The sequence below is a fragment of the Rhizobium sp. 2YAF20 genome (assembly GCF_052114685.1).
In the GTDB taxonomy this organism is placed as follows: domain Bacteria; phylum Pseudomonadota; class Alphaproteobacteria; order Rhizobiales; family Rhizobiaceae; genus Rhizobium.
Genome location: NZ_JBFRFF010000017.1, coordinates 39956 through 57142 on the forward strand (window position 1 = coordinate 39956; position 17187 = coordinate 57142).

Below are 17187 nucleotides of genomic sequence, written 5' to 3' on the forward strand. Positions count from 1 at the left end.
TCAACAGAAGCCGTTGAGCTTCAGCAGCTTGTGCGCCTCGATCGCAGCGCGCAGCTGCGCTTCGGAACCGCGGTCGCCGTCGTTCGCATCCGGATGATGCATCTTCACCAGATCCTTGTAGCGGCTCTTGATCTCTTCAGGCGTTGCCGCCTGCGACAGGCCGAGCGTCTCGAATGCTTTTGCCTCGAGCGTCTTCAGCTTTCGCATCTGCGGCGCGTAACGAGAACCGGCGTTTCTGCGCGGTGACGGCCGCCGCGGATCCTGCGGTTGGGTGTGGGCGCCGGAGCGCACCTGCGACTGGCTGGGGCTGTCGCGGGCGGCCTTGTTGACGCCCATGCTCCAGGTCGGACGGTTTCCGGTCGCGGCTTCCTTCTGGTAGCGCGCGATTTCGCCGTCCGAAAGGCCGGAGAGGTAGTTGTAGCCTTTGTTGTATTCCTTCACGTGCTCAAAGCAGAAGAGAAAGAACTCACCTTCGGCATCGCGTCCCACGGGTGCGCGATGCTGGCCCTTCTTGTCGCAGCCGTCCCATTGGCAGCGAGGCCCGGAATCGTCAGGCTGGTCGGCCGGCTTTTTGCGTTTGGTGCGAATGCTGTCGAATATTTTTGAATCAAGTGCCATGCGTCTATTATGCAGGTGCGAAGCGATCACAACAAGAATTGACAAATAGAAAGGTTCCGGGCTTTTAGGCGGCCGATTTTTTGGCTCGTGTGCGGTTCTCAGCCGCTTGCGCTCAGCTTCTCCCATTCGCCGGCAAGATCGCGGTAGCCAGCGCCCGGATGCGGCGCTGCAAGACGCGGACCGTGGCCGAACAGCTTTTCGCGCAATGTCCCTTGGCGGTAGTCGGTCTTGTAGACGCCGCGTTTCTGCAGCTCGGGCACCAAAAGGTCTACGGCATCCTCGAAGCTTTCGGGTGTGACGGCATAGGCAAGGTTGAAGCCGTCGACATCGGTATCCTCGACCCATTCCTGCAAAAGATCGGCAACGGTTTGCGGCGAACCGACAAAGACGGGGCCGAAACCGCCGATACCGACCCAGTCGGCCATCTCCCGTACCGTCCAGACCTTGTCCGGATCGATCGTAGTGAAGGTTTCCACAGCTGATTGGACGGCATTGGTATAGCGGTGGCGCAGAGGCTCATCGGGGGCAAACTGGCCGAAGTCGATGCCCGTCCAGCCGGAAATCAAGGTCAACGCACCTTCGTAGGAGACATATTTGCGATATTCGTCGAACTTCTTCTTCGCTTCGGCATCCGTTTCACCAAGGATCACGGTCTGCAGGTTGAAGGCGAGAATGTCGCGTGGATTTCGACCGACGCGCTCGGCAGCCTCGCGGACATTGGCGACATAGCGCTTGAGGACGGGCTTCGAAGGCGCCGCCACGAAAATGCATTCGGCGTGCGCGCCGGCGAAATCCTTGCCGCGGCTCGAAGCGCCGGCTTGATAGAGAACTGGCGTGCGCTGCGGCGACGGCTCGCTTAGATGAATGCCGGGCACGCTGAAATGCTTGCCGGAGTGGCCGATCGGGTGAACCTTTTCGGGATGGGTGAAGATGCCGGTCTCGCGGTCGCGAACGACCGCGCCATCTTCCCAGCTTCCCTCCCAGAGCTTGTAGCAGACCTCGAGATATTCCTCGGCAAGATCGTAGCGATCGTCGTGCTTGAACTGTGCCGCCTGGCCGATATTGAGCGCGCCGCTGTTAAGATAGGAGGTGACGATGTTCCAGCCGACGCGCCCCTTGGTCAGGTGGTCGAGCGTCGAGATGCGACGGGCGAAGGTGTAGGGATGCTCAAAGGACAGCGAGGCGGTCAGCCCGAAGCCGAGATGTTCCGTCGCGTAGGACATGGTAGGGATCAGCTGCAACGGATCGTTGACGGGCACCTGCGCCGAGTGGCGCAGCGCCGCATCGACATTGCCGTTCAAGACGTCGTAGACGCCGAGCACATCGGCGATGAAGAGCCCGTCGAACTTGCCGCGTTCGAGCGTCTTTGCCAGATGGACCCAATAATCGAGATCCTTGTACTTCCATGACTGGTCGCGGGGATGCGTCCATAGCCCGGGTGATTGATGTCCGACGCAATTCATGTCGAATGCGTTCAGCCTGATCTCTCGGCTCATCCTGTTCTCCTTGTAGCAAATCTGTTCGGCAAGCGTCAGGCGTTGCCGCAGCTGAGGCCGTAGGTGAGGGCGAGTGCTGCAACGAGCACGGCACCTTTGACGAAGTCCTGGGTGTAGTAGGGCGCATTCAGCATCGTCAGGCCGTTGAGCAGCACACCGACGAACACGGCGCCGACGATGGTGCCGAGAACATTCGGGCGACGCAGCCCCAGCACCGCATAGCCGATGAGCGAGGCGGCAACCGCGTCCATCAGCAGCGAGCCGCCGGACGAAACGTCGCCGCGCCCGACGCGCGCGGCAATGACGATGCCGCCGAGGGATGCGAGCGTACCCGAGATCACGTAGGCCAGCGTCTTCAACCTCACGGTCGACGCTCCGGCAAGACGGGTCGCCAGCTCATTGCCGCCGGTCGCAAAAAGCAAGCGACCGATGCGGGTCTTTTCGGTGAGGACGAACAATATGACGGCGACCAGCAGCATCAGCACGACGGATACGGGAACTGTGCCGAACAGGCTGTATCGTCCGATCGACAGGAAATGCGGATCGTAGCTGCCGCTTGCCCTGGAGCCGTCCGGCAGAATCAGGCCGGCCGAAATCGAGCGGCCGGCGGTGGGGATCAGCTGCAGTCCGGAAAGCAGGAACATCATCGACAGCGTCGCCAGCAGATCCGGCACTTTGAGACGGACGATCAGGAACGCGTTGAGAAGGCCGACGGCAGCGCCGAAGGCAAGCACGAGCGGCACGGTCTCATAGGCGCCGAGCTTCCAGACGATCATGCCGTAACTGGCTGCCATGACGCTCGAAGCGGCCACCGCTCCGATCGAAAGATCGAAGCCGCCGACAGCGAGTGTCACCGTCACTCCGGCGCCGAGGATGGCCACCACCGAGACCGCCTGCAGGATACTCATGAGATTGTTGAGGTTGATGAAGGCCGGCTGGGCGAGCGCGAACAGAATGAGGAGCGCTGCCAGGAGAATGAAGACGGCGCCGGATCTTAAGGTGGCCGTAGCGCCGCCGAGCCAGCCTGCGGTCGCCGCAATGGCGCGTTGCTTGGGCGCGACGGGGAAGTCTTCCGTGTCTGCGGTGGTCATGCTGATAGATCCTCGAAAACGGATGCCGCCGCACCGGCCGCATCCGCGATGCCGTGCCCGTCGATGACAATGATGCGGTCTGCGACCTCGATTGCTTCTTCAGCGTCGGATGTCGCAATCAGCGTGGCGCGGTCGGTGCGGCTGCGGATGGCCTGGATTATGTCGTGCCTGGCGCCGACGTCGACACCCTGGAAGGGTTCATCGAGCAAGAGAAGCCGCCGGCTCGGCTCGGCTTCCCAGCGCGCCAGCACGACCTTCTGCTGATTGCCTCCTGATAGTGCCCAGATCGACGAGAGCGGGCCGGGCGCCTTGATTCGCAGTCGCTCGATCGCATTTTCAGCCTCGCGTTTTTCCCGGTCGCCGACGAGAAAGCCATGCGGAAACCATTTGGCAAGGTGGGGCAGGCTGATTGTTGCGGCGAGCGAATTGCCGGGCCAGGATGGCGGCATCAGCGACGACCGATACCGATCCTCCCCAGCCATCGCCACGCCACCGGCAATCGCATCGGCGGCATTCCTCGGGCGATATTGCTTGCCGTCGAGGACCATCGTCCCGGCGGGCAGGGGGATCATGCCGAATATTGCCGAGAGCAGGCGGCTCTTGCCGGCGCCGAGCACGCCGGTGATTGCCACCACCTCGCCTTCGTGCACCGACAGGTCGAAAGGTTGGCTATCCGGCAGAAGGCGTGCCTGGCGCATTTCGAATATCGGCGTGCCCTCTGGACCCCTTGCGTCGGGCCTTGCCGATTGCAGCTTGCGACCGATCATTGTTTCGACCGCCTGCGCAAAATCGATGGGCCGCGCAAATGCGCCGACGACCGATCCGCCGCGCATGACGAGCGCGCGATCGGAGATGGCTTGCAGATCCGCCGTGCGATGAGAGATGTAGAGAATGGCAAGGCCGTTTTGACGCAGCCGCAACAGGATCTCGAACAGCCGTCGGCTTTCCTCGGTAGACAGGCTCGCCGTGGGTTCATCGAGAATAAGCAGCTCGGCCCGGTTGGCCAGTGCGCGGGCTATTGCGACGAGTTGCCTGTCGGCGGCTGGAATATCCCCGAAGTCGCGATCAAGCGGCAGCTCGAAACCAACCTCGTCCAGCATTGCTTGCGCCTGCCGGCGGATGCTCCGGCGTGAGACGAAAAACGGCTGGCGGCGATCAGCGAAGCGATTGAGCAACAATGCGTCGGCAACCGTCAGGCCCGGCGCGCCAACCAGATCGGTGGATTGATGCACAGTGACGACGCCTGCTCCTGCGGCCTCGGCCGGACTTCGCGGCGCAAAGGCGTTGCCTTTCAACGTGACGGTACCGCTGTCGGCGGAAAGCACGCCGGAGAGGATTTTGACCAGCGTCGACTTGCCGGCGCCGTTCGCGCCCATCAGTGCGACGATCTCCCCGCGTTCGATCGTTAGCGACGCCCCATCAAGCGCCCGCGTTTCATCGAAACTGCGGCTAAGATTGTCGATATGGACCAGTGGCATGGGGGCAAGCGTCCGATTAACTCTAATGTCTATATATTTTGTCATATACAAGCGCTTTGCGATAGCAGCGTGGGGAGAACGGCTTTGCGAAGTCGGGCATAGCTGGACAATTTCATTGCGGCAGATGGTGCGATCACAGAATTTCTGCGCGTCGGCCAAGTTCTCGGTCCCGTGGATTTCCGGAAAGACCGTCGAGCACGGGCAAACCTTTGCTTCTCGCTGCCCGCCCGCAGAACAAAGAATCCCAGCGGACGCCAAAAAACGAACCAAACAATCTACTAATTTTATGGATATTATATCTAATAGAGTGGCGTCGCGAAGGCGATTATTCGGTCTGTCGGACGACGCGCTCGATAGACTTATGAAGGAACGCGATCATGAAACATCTTGCCCGGTTGGCCGCATCCGCAGCCGCTATTCCCTTCCTCTTTGGCCAGGTCGCCTTGGCCGACGGCATCTCCGGAGCGCCGGCACCTTTCGACAAGGGCGGCGTCAAGCTTGCCCTTATCAGCTACATCTCGGCCGGCGATTTCTTCCAGGCCTACCAGGCCGGCGCAGAAGCGCAGGCAAAGGCGCTCGGCATCGACCTGCGCATCTTTCCCGGCAGGCAGGATGCTTCGCAACAGCGCGAGCAGATACTCCAGGCCATCAATCTCGGCGTCAGCGGCATCGTCATCGATCATGGCTTGCCGGAATCCCTGACCGACGTCGTTCAGCAAGCGCTGGACAAGGGCATCAAGGTCGTCGCCTTCGACGTGAACCTCAATAATCCGAAGATACCGCAGGTCGAGCAGAGCGACCATGAGCTGGCGCAACTGGCCCTTGATCAGGTCGTCAAGGAAAACGGCAAGAGCTTCAGCGCCGGATATGTCTATGTCGCCGGCTTTGCGCCACTCGACCGCAGAAACGAGGTCTGGGACAAGTTCAAGACTGACAACAAGGGCGTCGTCGAGAAGGCGCGATTCGGCAATGTCAGCGACACGACGGCGACGACCACCGCCGACCAGGCAAAGGCGGCGCTGACCGCCAATCCCGACATCAAGGTGGTCTTTGCGCCCTATGACGAATTTGCGCGCGGGGTGAAGCTTGCTGCCGGCGATCTTGGCATTGCGGGCAAGATCAAGATCTATTCCGCCGACGTCTCGACGGCCGATATCCAGGAAATCACCGAAGAGGGAAGCCCGTGGGTTGCGACGGTTGCGACCAATCCTGGCGTCGTCGGCGCAGTCTCCATTCGCGCGGCCGCCCTTGAGGTCGCCGGACAGGAAGTGCCGCACCAGATCACCGTGAAGCCGACGCTGCTCACCCAGGAGAGCTTGCGGGCTGCCGGGGTGAAATCGATCGAGGATCTTTCGGCCAAGGTGCCGGCCTTCAACACCAGCGACGCCGCGACCGCGAGCTGGATCCCGCAAAAACTGTTCTAGGCCATTGCGGGGCGGGTCGAGATGCCCGCTCCGCACACTCGACACCATGCGAGATAAACACTGGAGCTTGACATGAGCCAATCGAACGTCGTTTTCGCCGCCCCTCACGGCATCGGACGGGATGCCTTATTTTCACGCGCGCACGAGATTTCCGCCAATCTTGGCGAACGCGCCGCCGAACTCGACCGCGACGGGCTGCCGCCCTTGCCGGAAATCGTGCGGTTGAAAAATACCGGACTGCTGAATGCATTGCATTCGCTCGACATCGGCGGCGGTGGCCTGGATTGGACAGATGCGCTCCGCCTGGTGCGGATCATCGCACGCGGCGAAAGCTCGCTTGGCCAGCTTCTCGGATATCACTTCGTCAACAGCCAGTATATTTATTGGGCGCTCAAGGACCAGGCACGGGCCCGTGCGCTGGGTGTTGAAACGGTGTCGCGCAATCTCTATTGGGGTGCCGCCGTCAATCCGCGTGATCCGGGATTGGAGCTCACCCGGCGTGGCAACGGCTTTGCGCTCAACGGCCGCAAGTCGTTCTCGACGGCGGCGCGCGTATCCGATTATATCAATGCCAATGCGTCGCTGGATGGCAAGATCGCCAGTTTCGCTGTGCCCACCGATCGTCCCGGCTATCTCCCCAACGATGACTGGGACAATATCGGCCAGCGGCTGTCGGACAGCGGCAGCGTCGAGTTTCGCGATTTCCCGGTCTACGAGGAGGATTTCATCGCGCCGCCCGCAGGCGCGAACGACGCTCCACCGGTGCTTTCGACGTTCAACACGCCGCTGATCCAGCTCGTCTTTGTCAATTTCTACCTGGGCACCGCCGAGGGCGCTCTTGCAGCCGCCGTCGACTATGTGCGAACCACCACGCGTCCATGGATCACGTCAGGCGTGGATCGGGCAGCGGACGATCCGTATATTCTCGAACGGGTTGGTGAATTCACCGCATCGCTCAAGGCGTCTGCCGCGCTGGCCGATAGCGCTGCGGCAGCAGTCCATGCAGCTCTTTCGCGCGGGCACAACGTCACTGCGCGCGAGCGCGGCGAAGCGGCGGCCGAAGCCTACGCCGCCAAGGTCCATGCGACGCATGTCTCACTCGATATCACGTCGAGGGTCTTTGAGCTGACCGGTGCGCGTTCGACAGCATCGAGATATCGATTCGATCGGTTCTGGCGCAATGTCAGAACGCACACATTGCACGATCCGGTTTTCTACAAGGCCAAGGAAGTCGGGGAATTCGTATTGAACGACAAGATACCGGAGGTCAGCCTCTACAGCTGATATCAGACCATGAGAAGAAAAGCCCCGTTGCTCGATGAGCAACGGGGCTCGTTAGTTGATATAGCCGGCCAGGGTCAGAGCGCGCCGTTTTTCGGCGGCCTCACATCGTTCAGATGATAATTGCCCACGACATGATATTTCCAGCGGACAGGATCGTGCAGCGTGTGGGTTCTGGCGTTTCGCCAGTGGCGATCGAGATTGAGCCCGATCCGCGTCGAGGAGGTGCCGGCGAGCTCGAACAGCGTCGTTGAAGCCTCGAGCGCGATCTCTGTCGTCAGCACTTTAGCGGTTGCCACGGCAAGGGTTGCATCGATGACCTTGGCCTCGGTTGGATCGATCTGGGCGAGGTCGACCTTCCGTCCGGCGCGTTCGATCATGGCCGAGGCCGCCTCGATACCGATTGCGATCTGCCCGACCTTGGCAATGGTCAGGGGATCGTCCGATGCCCGCTCGACGCCGCTGTCCATCCACGGACGGGCCTGTGTCTTCACGAAATTCAGCGTCTCGGCAAAGGCCGCACGGGCAATGCCCAGATCGACACCGGCGTGGATGATCTGGCCGACCGAGCCGATGGTCGAAGGCCGCTCGAAGCCCTTGTGGTGGTGGACGACCGCGTCGGCATTGACGTAGACATTGTTGAGGATAGTTGAGCCGCTGCCGGTCGTGCGCTGGCCGAAACCATCCCAATCGTCGACGAGCTCGATCCCGGCTGCACCCTGCGCGACGAAAGACATGGTCAGGCGGTCGTCGGCATCGACGGCAAAGATTGTCACCCAGTCGGCAAAGAGCACGCCGGTCGAATAGAATTTCCGGCCGTTGATGCGGTAGCCGAGACCCTCGCGTGAAATACGGGTATTGAAGTGGCCGACTGTCTTCGTGCCCTTTTCGGAAAGCGCGTTGCCGAACCGGTCGCCCGCCAGCGCCCGCTCGAAGAAATAACGCTTCTGCTCCTCGCTGCCGTCGGTGCGTAGTGCCTCGAGGATGTAGAAATGGTTCTGCGGAATCTGGCCGATCGATGCATCGCCCTCGGCGATGATCGCGGTGATTTCAGCGAGAACCGCGTTGGAAACGTCGAGGCCGCCATATTCGGAGGGCACGGTGATTGCCAGCAGGCCGGATTGTGACAGCGCGTCGAGTTCGGCATAAGGCAAGGTCCTGTTAAGATCGCGCGCACCCGCCGACTTTGCGAAATCGGCGGCGAGAGCCCTTGCGATATTAACGGCCTCGTCATCGCTTTGAATGACGCGGACCGCGCCGCGCGTCTCTTGCTTGAGCCTGAGTACGTTTTCCATGAATAGCTTTCCCGATCTTTTTGATATTAGGAGCAGAGAAGTCTCAGCTCTTGCCCTTCCACGGCACGAGCCAGGTCTCGAGCGAACGCATCACCAGCGTGAATGCGAAGGCGCAGATGGCGATGATACAGATACCGACGAAGACGACATCGGTCGCGAGGAATTGCGATGCGGACATGATCATGAAGCCGATGCCCCGCGTGGCAGCGATCAGCTCGGCGGCCACCAGCGTGCCCCAGCCGACGCCGAGCGCGATGCGAATTCCGGTCAGGATCTCCGGCAGCGCGGAGGGCAGGACGATGTCGAAAAACAGGTTCCATCTGCTGGCGCCAAGCGACAGCGCTGCGTTCACCCGTTCGATGGGCAGGGCTCGCACGCCGGCTTGTGCAGACAGGCAGATGGGTGCGAACATCGCAAGGACCAGCAGCGTTACCTTCGACGTCTCGCCGATGCCGAGCCAGATGATCATCAATGGCAGGTATGAAAGCGGCGGCAGCGGCCAGTAGAACTCTATCGGCGTGTCCAGCAAGCCTTTGGCCCAGCGGTTCAGGCCCATGGCAAGGCCGACCGGAATACCAAGAGCGCAGGCGATCAGCGCTGCCGAAACGATCCTGGAGAGACTGGCTGACAGATGTTCCCACAGCGACGCACCGGCGTAACCGTCGTGATAGATGGCGATTGCCTGGGTATAGACTTCCTGTGGTGTCGGCAGAAACAGATGGGCGACAAGGCCGGATCTGGCGACCGCCCACCATACGATGATCAATAGGATACCGGTGACAATGCTAATCGACGACGTCGATTTCTCGCCGATGCCGAAGCTTCGCATTTTGACGAGCCGGTGTGCGACTGGCTTCGATATCCGGACGTCAACATCACCTCTGGCGATATCGGTCATTCTGCGGCGCTCCTGAAATCTTCCGAGCTGTGGACGATGGCGCGGATTTCCTCGCGCAGATTGGCAAATTCCGGCGATGCCTTGATCTCGCGCGCATCCCTGCTTTCGGCAAACCTCTTGACGAAATCGAGGTCGAAGCGCGCGACGATCCGGCCGGGACGCGGTGACATGACGATCACCTGCGTGCCAAGAAACAGCGCCTCCTCGATCGAATGGGTGATGAAGAAGATGCGCTTGCCGGTTCTGTCCCATATCGAGACCAGCAATTCCTGCATCTGTTCCCGGGTCAGGCTGTCGAGCGCGCCGAAGGGCTCGTCCATCAGGAGGATATCAGGGTCTGTCGCCAGCGCCCGGGCGATGCCGACCCGCTGCCGCATGCCGCCGGACAGTTCGTAGGCAAATGCATTCGAAAAATCGGCAAGGCCCACCAGTTGAAGCAGTTCCTGTGACCGCTCGCGCCGCTCGGATTTGCCGACGCCGGCAAACTTCAGCCCGAGCGCCACGTTGTCGAGCACCGATTTCCACGGCAGCAGCGTGTCCTTCTGGAAGACGACGCCACGATCTGCCCCCGGCGCTGCGATCGGTCGGCCGTCAAGCGTGATCGAGCCTTCGGAAAGCGGCAGGAAGCCGGCAATCGCGTTGAGGAGCGTCGACTTTCCGCAGCCGGATGCGCCGAGCGCGACCAAGAAACCCTGATCGGGAATGTCGAGAGACACCCGATCCAGGGCGTGAACCGTTCGTCCATCGCGGGCGGCGAAGTAGACACTGGCACGTTCGACTTTCAACATCTGTGGCGCATCCATCAATCGTCCCGCGCCACAGTTGCCTGCGAGCGCGGGACCGTTGTCCTGTTTAGTTGCTCGGCGCGACGAGAGCGTCGGGGGTGACGAAGGCTGCGTAGCTCGGAAGCACCTCGGAAACCTTGCCTTGTTCCTTGAGGAAGGTCGCGGTGTCTTTCAGGATTTTCGCAGCGCCTGACTTTTCGCCGCCGCCGAGCCAGGCGCTCGAAGCCTGCACATCAGGGGTAAGGAGTGAAAGGTTTGTGAGTGCTGCCGCCTGCTGTTCCGGCGTGCCGCCGAGTGTCTTGGCGAGAAGCTTGGCGTTATCGCTGTCTGGACCCCAGGCTGCCTTGTCGCTCTCGAAGGATGCGTAGTATTTGTTGACGACGCCGGCGAATTTCTTCAGGAACTCCGGATCCTTCGAGGCGAAGCTTGCGGCCGACACCCAGGCCGAGAATGTCGGGGCACCCTTGTCCGCGACCTCTTTCGAGGTGATGAGCACCTTGCCGTTCTTCTTGAGTTCGGTCAGCGCCGGATCCCAGACGAAGCCGCCGTCGATGTCGCCGCGGTTGAAGCCGGCGACGATCTGCGGCTGCGGGATCGCAAAAACCTGCACATCCTTTTCGGTGAGGCCGAGGCTCTTGATCAGCGCCAGAAGCTGGTAGTGATCCGTCGAGACCGGTGCTGCGGCAAGCTTCTTGCCCTTGAGGTCGGCCAGCGTCTCGATGCCTGATCCATTGCGCACGACCAGCGCTTCGTCGATTCCCGAGATCGATGAGAGATAGAAGGCCTTCACATCAAGCCCGCGGGAGGTTGCAGCTGCGAAAGGGCTGGAGCCGACATAGCCGATCTGCACGTCGCCTGAGGCGATTGCCGCAAAGATGTCCGCGCCGGAATTGAATTTGCGAAAATCGATCTCGTAGCCGGTGGCCTTCGCAAAATCGCCGTTGCCGATGGCAACGGACGAAGGAAGCGCGTCCGTCTGATAGCCGACGACAACTTTCTTTTCAGCGGCCTGGGCTGTGAATGCGGCGGCCAATGATAGCGCGCCGAACAAGCCCGCGAGCAGTGCCTTATGGAGTTTCATGATCCGTCCCTATCTTTGTAGCCGAGATTGGCTCTTGCGCCGTTGCTCATTGGTCCGCGCAATGACGCGTCAATGACGGCAACCTAAGGAGGGCAAAAAACTTTTAACAGTTAAAACCATCTATTTTATCGACTACTCGCGAAATTCCGTACTTTTGTCTTTGTGCGGATAAGAGGAATTCGACTGAGGCAAGGCTCTAAGAGAATAGAGCCCGTGAGATCGTGGGTACTACAGAAATTCCAATGTCCGGGAAATGGCGCGCGCACCGAACCGCCGCTTGCGATTACCCTCAGGATTTTCCAGTTGCGGAGCGAAAATCTTGACGACGGCGAAGGGGCCAGTTTCCTCTGTGAGGGTGACGGACAACAGGGACGTGATACCGGCGCCTTTGACCCGTTCGACAGTGAAAGCCAGCAATTGCGACGCGCCACTGACGGTTGGTTTATTCCTTGGAACGAGCTGTGCGGGGACTGATGAAAAAAGCGCCCCGGTCTCGATGGGCAAAGCGCGGCCAAAGGTGCTGGGATCGATGTCATCGCGAGCGCCGCTGATGAAAGTCAGCCTGGCCTGGGCTGCCTCGGTGATCGCGCGAATGGCGGCACGGCGAGGATCGGGATGCGCCCCGCTGCCATGGGTGACATCGAGATATCGTGGCAGTTTCATTTCCAGGATATTCGAGGGCGCCAGCAGCGCGGAATAGCAAGGTATGCCGATATCGCTGGTGATATCGAACAGGCGCAGGATCAGGCCGGCGCGCGTTACCCGCTCCATCAGGTCTGTCACGACGGAATCGCCCAGGCAGAGGGGATCGACGCAGCACGCCCTGCGGCTGATATTCGAGGCCACCTGCCAGAGTACATAGGCATCGCGCTCAATGCGTTCGAGCAAGCCATGGAGGCGCGCTTCTTCAATCGTATTGCCGGAGGCAAGCCCGTCCGAAGATTGCCAGAAGCGAGAACCCGTGGCGGTGCCATCCAAGATGACAGCATCGAAGGGGACGAAAGTTTGTCGGCCGGTGACAAGATCGACCCCTGGCACCCAGTCGATACGGTCGTCGCGACAAAGATCATCCTGAGAACGAGCGACCAGGCAGTCCAACGTCTCGACCATCGCAGCGTCGGCCGTCAGCTCCCTCCAGCTTGCCTTGCGCGTTGGGATCCGCGGCCGCCCGGCCACAGCCCGCTCTAACGCCTCCATGGCGGCGGACACCTTAGCGTCGAGGTCGGTAATGCCCTTGCCCTGGTTGATGACGATCGACCTGGCATTGGGCATGACGGCGTTCCAGACCGGAATGCCTGAATTGTCCAGCGTGGTCAGCCGCGCCAGCCTCGTGATGCCGTAAGCCGGCAACAGCGGCTCGATCCGCCGCAGCGTTTCTGCGGGGGAGCAGGATCGATCCGAATAGGCCGACGACGCAAATGTTGCGTCGTCGGATTGCGTGGCCATCGATTCAACCGACGAGCTGGCCGGAGGCGACGGCATCCTTCGAACTTACCGCCACGGCAAGATCGACTCCCTTGGTGATGGTCACCCCTGCGTGACGCAGCTTTTGTGCCTCAGCCAGCGCGCCGCCCTTTGGAGCCGGAAGCCGGGTAACGGTTCCAGCACCTAAGTCGGCAAGCCAGAGTTCGGTTTCGCCTGGAATGCCAATTACAACCACTTTTGTCATGACAACGTCCCTTCGTTTTTGATTGCAGTCTAAAAACCTGCTTTCAACAGGCCCTCACGGTAGTGATCTTTCTGCCACTGTTCCTTGAGCGGAACGATGGCCAGCCATTCGTCGACATTGAACTCAGGGTAGTTCTCGCGCACTTTCCGCACGAACGAACGCGCCTTCTTCTGGTTTCCCAGCATCGCCCAGCTGGCGGCCGACAGTCTTCCGGCCGGTTCGCGGTTCTGCATCCTGGAGATCGAGGCTAGGACACCCTCGTAGCGCCCGAGGCTGTAGTTCGCCCCGGCCGCCGTCCAATGATAAAGATCCGGGCAGAGCGGATTGAGGTCGATCGCCTGTTCGATCTTTTCCAATCCTTGTGCCGGCAGGGAGGCGTGGACAAGCGTGTCAGCGTGGTCGGCGATGACGTCGGCATAATGCGGGCTCAGGGTCTCGGCGAGCTCGAGGGCAGCGGCGCTCTCATCAAAATCACCGAGAAAGAGCTTAGTGACCCCCAGTTCGCGATAGCCGGCGGCAAGGTCCTGTCCTGCCGCAATGGCGCGATTGGCATGGGTTTCCGAAAGCTTGAGATGTTCAATGTCGCCGCGTGCCGTCAGCAGCCATTCCCTGGAATGGGTTCGCGCCAAACCGCTGAGGGCGGGGGCAAAATATGGACTGACCTGGACGGCTGCGCGAAACTCCCGGCGGGCTCGTCGAATGTCTGGAAGCGTCAGGTTTTGAAGATGGTGCTGGCCAAGGAGATAGTGGTGATAGGCGACGGGGTTCTGTTCGAAATATTCCCTTGCCAGTTCATTGCGCTGAACTTCGCTTATGACCCCGGATGCCACGCGGCGAGCGATCTCACGCCGCTGAAGCGGAAGATCGCTGCTCTTCAGGCTGAAGCGTTCGGCCCAGATCACCTCGTCATTGGCGATATGGATAAGTTGAGCAAACAGCGACGCCTCGTCTCCGACGTTCAAGCGGGTATCCAGGAAATACGAGATCGAATGTTGCTTGATGAGTGCGATCCGATCGGCATGCCGGCTGATTTGCGCGGAAGTGAACGGGGCAACCACGCGCAGCGTGCGAGCGGCCGAAAGGCCGATCGTGATGTCCTGGATCAACAGCTCCGCTATCGGAGGACTTGATACCTGCCCCATGTCGGGCGGCGGCAGCAGAGCGACGCGTGGAATCAAGCGCCTCATCGGCACCTCGATCGGCGCTTCGACGCGTAGAGTCGGCCGGGTCGTTATGCCGACCGCCCGCGCCTCCGGATGTCGCTTCTCGTATACCCTGCGGGCGACTTCAAGCGCATGAGCGTCGGGGGTCAGAGAAAGCGTACCCCAGATTGCGCTCTTTCGGCGTTCGAAGATCTTGCGAAGGGCGTCAACCCCGCCGTCGGCCTCGTAGGCATCCACCAGTAGCTGAGGAATATTCTCGCCATCGGGATTTATCCGCAACAAGCATACGATCGCCTCCTTAATCAAGGCCCTGTCATCGGCTGTCGTCGTCTGGAGGAGGGAATCCTCCACCGATTTCAGCAACAGACTTGCATGTCTGGTTCTCTCGCCGCTTATCCAAGCGCTGAAAGCCACCGTCTGGTGTTCAAGGCTCTCCAGAAATTCGTGGCGAAGCAGCCGCACTAAAGTGCCGATGCGCTTGATCGGCTCGTCGGTGCCGATCGCGGCCAGTTCGGTGAGGTCGCTGTCGACGGTGCCTCGGTTGAGAATGATTGTCGTCGGCGTGAACGTCAGGAATTCGGGGCCGATCTCTGCCTGCCGTGCGAGCACTCTTGATATCGTCTTGCGCAGATTGACGAGCGAGATGCTGCGGTCCTCGTTTTCCCACAGCAGACGGGCCGCATCGCCACGCGCGACCTCGTTGCGATCCGCTGCAAGCAGATAGCAGATCAAAAGAAGACCCTTCACGGGAAAGCTGACCGGACCTCCGTTGAGATCGACGAGCCGCAAATCACCGAATGTTGCCAGGCTGAACGTCATTGCTCTCCGCCACGTCTCACAGTCGTTCTATTTACAGTGCCAGAGGCCGATGCGTTACCGTATCACACAGCCGTTGCCGGATAATTTCAACGCAGCGATGCAGAGAGCCTTCGCCGCAAGGATGGTCGATAACGACAGTAGGGAGGCTAGGCTAACGTGGCTTCTCGCGGTCTTTTGTTGCAAACAATGCCTTGATCACGGGTGACATTATCCCGGTCATCGTCAGCGCCTGCGTCTTCTCCTGTTCAAAAAAATATGTCGGCGAAACAGAAAGAACCTTCGAGGCGACAAGGAGTTGAGTGGGGCCGATCGGTTCCTCGCCGATCTCGAATTTATTGAGCTGGAGGACTGAAATTCCGATTTGCTCGGCGAACCATTCCGGCGTCAAATCTGTCAGCCGCCGCCGCATCCGCACGCGAGACCCGATGTGCATGTTGATTGGGCTTGGCGCATAAATGGTCATCATCCCCTCCAACCCGAAGCGATAGAATACTCTTAATTATGTAAAGGAAATATGCAACCGAAAGCGATATGCCGTCCCGTTGTATTATCGCGATGGTTCAAACGTGGGCAGGAGGGTGAAGCAATTGCGGTTTCAACTTAACAAATGCGTGGTCCACATCTCCGTCGGTTCGAAGGTCCAGCTGGTCGGCGGTTCAGAACGCCTATCCGGCGCCTCGAGTACCGCCGCGATCAGTTCCCTGGCGTCTTCCAATTTCTGGTCGATGGCATTGGCTTTCAGCAATGCGAGGACTTCTGCAGATCGGACCGCTCCCATATTTTCGACAGCGGACAGGATGCTCTTGTAGGTTCGGTCCTTGAAGAAGATTGAGCCGGCGGCGTTCAGCAGCTTTCGATACTCATCATTGGTGATAAGGCCGGCCTCCAGGCAACGGGCAAGTGTTGCCCTGACATTTGCCAGCGGCTCGGTAAGCGGCAAAAAGCCAAGCTCAGGCGGGGCGTGCAGTTGCGCGACCTCGGCGTCGTCTTGTACCGTGTTGCTGATGAGGTCGTTATAGATCCTGCCAAGGCCGATCATCCCGAACGCAGCGCATTCCGCAGCTCTCAGCGCGCCCATGCTGGCTGCTCCGTAAACGCGAACGCCCTTCGAGAGCGCGTACAGTATCTCCTTGTGCCAGATGGCCGGCACGTGTTCGTAGACGCCATCGATCAGTCCGATCACATCGGCGCCGTCCGTCACCGCCCGGTAAACGTCCCCCTGCCGTGCCGGATCGCGCAAACAGAGCGCAGCGTGCGCCGGCAGTTCTGCACCACGCAGCGTCGGCCCGACAAAAATCACCTTCATGGCAAATCCAAGGTCCTTTCCATGGCAGGCACCCGAAGGAACTGGCTGCTTGTTCTACTTGTTTTTCATGTCAGGGACCAAAGGCCAAGTAACAATGCACATCGCGCCAATGCTTGGGGCTCGCCATGCTCTTGCAAGCAGGGGGTTTAGCGAGCCCCGCGCCATCATCGTGATGGACATGTCGTCATGAGCCTCGACGAGGCAGCAAGAAAACCGCCATCTCGGCTCACCCATGCCGACACCGTTGGGGCCCGGCTCATATCCGAAGATATTCGCCGGGCCCTTTTTGCCGCCTGCACGAGGGCACGCATCAGACGGCATGCCTTATTGGCAGTCGCTCGGTGCGCCGTCTCGGGTGATCGGAAACACCGGCTACAGATCGTTAATATCCACAACGGGTGCTTCGAAGCGAGACAAAAGGCAGTTTAAACGCCAAGACTTGCCATCAGCCGAAAGACCGCTATTTACGCGGCTCACCTACAACGGATACAACGTCGGTTCGCCAGAAGGGTCTGGCGATCGAAAATTTGGAGAAGCCGATATGGCGACTGGTACTGTAAAATGGTTCAACTCGACGAAGGGCTTCGGCTTCATTCAGCCTGACGACGGCAGCACGGACGTTTTCGTCCACGTCTCCGCAGTAGAACGCGCCGGCATGCGTGGACTGAACGACGGTCAGAAGATCACCTATGAACTGGTGAAGGACCGTAAGTCCGGCAAGATGTCGGCTGACAACCTGCAGGCATAAAGCGTAACGGCGGTCTCCCTTATGAAGGGAGGCCG

The 17187-nt window shown here is 60.1% G+C and carries 16 protein-coding genes; 3 read left to right on the top strand and 13 right to left on the bottom strand.

Annotated features, from left to right (window positions below; translation table 11 throughout):
- The 4 genes from AB4Z52_RS19330 to AB4Z52_RS19345 all read right to left on the bottom strand — a co-directional run bounded on the left by AB4Z52_RS19330 (position 1) and on the right by AB4Z52_RS19345 (position 4683).
- Positions 1-618: a J domain-containing protein gene (locus AB4Z52_RS19330; RefSeq protein ID WP_442219538.1), complete on the bottom strand. Its 618-nt coding sequence runs from the start codon at positions 616-618 to the stop codon at positions 1-3.
- Positions 619-716: 98 nt separating this feature from the next.
- The gene (locus tag AB4Z52_RS19335) at positions 717-2114 is read right to left on the bottom strand and encodes an LLM class flavin-dependent oxidoreductase (protein ID WP_442219539.1); all 1398 of its coding nucleotides are present in this window, start codon (positions 2112-2114) and stop codon (positions 717-719) included.
- Between the two features lie 35 nt (positions 2115-2149).
- Positions 2150-3205, bottom strand: coding sequence for an ABC transporter permease (locus tag AB4Z52_RS19340; RefSeq protein WP_442219540.1), 1056 nt, complete (start codon positions 3203-3205; stop codon positions 2150-2152).
- Entirely contained in the window at positions 3202-4683 is a 1482-nt protein-coding gene (locus AB4Z52_RS19345) for a sugar ABC transporter ATP-binding protein (protein WP_442219541.1), read from the bottom strand. The genes AB4Z52_RS19340 and AB4Z52_RS19345 overlap by 4 nt, the downstream gene beginning before the upstream one ends.
- 377 nt (positions 4684-5060) lie before the next feature.
- Here AB4Z52_RS19345 and AB4Z52_RS19350 point away from each other — a divergent pair, with 377 nt between their 5' ends.
- Together AB4Z52_RS19350 and AB4Z52_RS19355 are read left to right on the top strand one after the other, a co-directional pair.
- The gene (locus tag AB4Z52_RS19350) at positions 5061-6107 is read left to right on the top strand and encodes a substrate-binding domain-containing protein (RefSeq protein ID WP_442219542.1); all 1047 of its coding nucleotides are present in this window, start codon (positions 5061-5063) and stop codon (positions 6105-6107) included.
- A gap of 72 nt (positions 6108-6179) precedes the next feature.
- On the top strand, positions 6180-7391 hold the full coding sequence (locus tag AB4Z52_RS19355; RefSeq protein WP_442219543.1) for an acyl-CoA dehydrogenase family protein: 1212 nt from the start codon (positions 6180-6182) through the stop codon (positions 7389-7391).
- Between the two features lie 74 nt (positions 7392-7465).
- Here AB4Z52_RS19355 and AB4Z52_RS19360 read toward each other — a convergent pair whose 3' ends face one another.
- From AB4Z52_RS19360 to AB4Z52_RS19400, 9 genes are all read right to left on the bottom strand, one after another.
- Entirely contained in the window at positions 7466-8683 is a 1218-nt protein-coding gene (locus AB4Z52_RS19360; protein ID WP_442219544.1) for an SfnB family sulfur acquisition oxidoreductase, read from the bottom strand.
- Positions 8684-8726: 43 nt separating this feature from the next.
- On the bottom strand, positions 8727-9581 hold the full coding sequence (locus AB4Z52_RS19365; RefSeq protein ID WP_442219545.1) for an ABC transporter permease subunit: 855 nt from the start codon (positions 9579-9581) through the stop codon (positions 8727-8729).
- A complete protein-coding gene (locus AB4Z52_RS19370) occupies positions 9578-10369 on the bottom strand; it encodes a taurine ABC transporter ATP-binding protein (protein WP_442219546.1) in 792 nt (263 codons plus the stop codon). Before AB4Z52_RS19370 ends, AB4Z52_RS19365 begins: the two co-directional genes overlap by 4 nt.
- A gap of 64 nt (positions 10370-10433) precedes the next feature.
- Positions 10434-11447, bottom strand: a complete 1014-nt coding sequence (gene tauA, locus AB4Z52_RS19375; RefSeq protein WP_442219547.1) for a taurine ABC transporter substrate-binding protein — start codon at positions 11445-11447, stop codon at positions 10434-10436.
- A gap of 228 nt (positions 11448-11675) precedes the next feature.
- On the bottom strand, positions 11676-12893 hold the full coding sequence (locus AB4Z52_RS19380; RefSeq protein WP_442219548.1) for a YcaO-like family protein: 1218 nt from the start codon (positions 12891-12893) through the stop codon (positions 11676-11678).
- 4 nt (positions 12894-12897) lie between these two features.
- Positions 12898-13116 carry a hypothetical protein gene (locus AB4Z52_RS19385; RefSeq protein ID WP_442219549.1) on the bottom strand — a complete coding sequence of 73 codons (219 nt, stop codon included), beginning with the start codon at positions 13114-13116 and terminating at the stop codon, positions 12898-12900.
- 29 nt (positions 13117-13145) lie between these two features.
- Complete coding sequence (locus AB4Z52_RS19390) at positions 13146-15098, bottom strand: SARP family transcriptional regulator (protein ID WP_442219550.1); 1953 nt, start codon at positions 15096-15098, stop codon at positions 13146-13148.
- A 151-nt stretch (positions 15099-15249) separates the two neighbouring features.
- Positions 15250-15573, bottom strand: a complete 324-nt coding sequence (locus AB4Z52_RS19395) for a helix-turn-helix domain-containing protein (protein WP_442219551.1) — start codon at positions 15571-15573, stop codon at positions 15250-15252.
- Positions 15574-15693: 120 nt separating this feature from the next.
- On the bottom strand, positions 15694-16404 hold the full coding sequence (locus AB4Z52_RS19400; RefSeq protein ID WP_442219552.1) for a TfuA-like protein: 711 nt from the start codon (positions 16402-16404) through the stop codon (positions 15694-15696).
- Positions 16405-16945: 541 nt separating this feature from the next.
- Here AB4Z52_RS19400 and AB4Z52_RS19405 point away from each other — a divergent pair.
- Positions 16946-17152: a cold-shock protein gene (locus AB4Z52_RS19405; RefSeq protein WP_111158873.1), complete on the top strand. Its 207-nt coding sequence runs from the start codon at positions 16946-16948 to the stop codon at positions 17150-17152.
- Positions 17153-17187 lie beyond the last annotated feature (35 nt).

Excerpts from the sequence above, each read along its gene's own strand:
- AB4Z52_RS19380 (WP_442219548.1), bottom strand. The coding sequence starts at position 12,893 with ATGGCCACGCAATCCGACGACGCAACATTTGCGTCGTCGGCCTATTCG.
- AB4Z52_RS19340 (WP_442219540.1), bottom strand. The coding sequence starts at position 3,205 with ATGACCACCGCAGACACGGAAGACTTCCCCGTCGCGCCCAAGCAACGC.
- AB4Z52_RS19370 (WP_442219546.1), bottom strand. The coding sequence starts at position 10,369 with ATGTTGAAAGTCGAACGTGCCAGTGTCTACTTCGCCGCCCGCGATGGA.
- AB4Z52_RS19400 (WP_442219552.1), bottom strand. The coding sequence starts at position 16,404 with ATGAAGGTGATTTTTGTCGGGCCGACGCTGCGTGGTGCAGAACTGCCG.
- AB4Z52_RS19390 (WP_442219550.1), bottom strand. The coding sequence starts at position 15,098 with ATGACGTTCAGCCTGGCAACATTCGGTGATTTGCGGCTCGTCGATCTC.
- AB4Z52_RS19365 (WP_442219545.1), bottom strand. The coding sequence starts at position 9,581 with ATGACCGATATCGCCAGAGGTGATGTTGACGTCCGGATATCGAAGCCA.
- AB4Z52_RS19385 (WP_442219549.1), bottom strand. The coding sequence starts at position 13,116 with ATGACAAAAGTGGTTGTAATTGGCATTCCAGGCGAAACCGAACTCTGG.
- tauA (WP_442219547.1), bottom strand. The coding sequence starts at position 11,447 with ATGAAACTCCATAAGGCACTGCTCGCGGGCTTGTTCGGCGCGCTATCA.
- AB4Z52_RS19335 (WP_442219539.1), bottom strand. The coding sequence starts at position 2,114 with ATGAGCCGAGAGATCAGGCTGAACGCATTCGACATGAATTGCGTCGGA.
- AB4Z52_RS19330 (WP_442219538.1), bottom strand. The coding sequence starts at position 618 with ATGGCACTTGATTCAAAAATATTCGACAGCATTCGCACCAAACGCAAA.
- AB4Z52_RS19350 (WP_442219542.1), top strand. The coding sequence starts at position 5,061 with ATGAAACATCTTGCCCGGTTGGCCGCATCCGCAGCCGCTATTCCCTTC.
- AB4Z52_RS19355 (WP_442219543.1), top strand. The coding sequence starts at position 6,180 with ATGAGCCAATCGAACGTCGTTTTCGCCGCCCCTCACGGCATCGGACGG.
- AB4Z52_RS19345 (WP_442219541.1), bottom strand. The coding sequence starts at position 4,683 with ATGCCACTGGTCCATATCGACAATCTTAGCCGCAGTTTCGATGAAACG.
- AB4Z52_RS19360 (WP_442219544.1), bottom strand. The coding sequence starts at position 8,683 with ATGGAAAACGTACTCAGGCTCAAGCAAGAGACGCGCGGCGCGGTCCGC.
- AB4Z52_RS19405 (WP_111158873.1), top strand. The coding sequence starts at position 16,946 with ATGGCGACTGGTACTGTAAAATGGTTCAACTCGACGAAGGGCTTCGGC.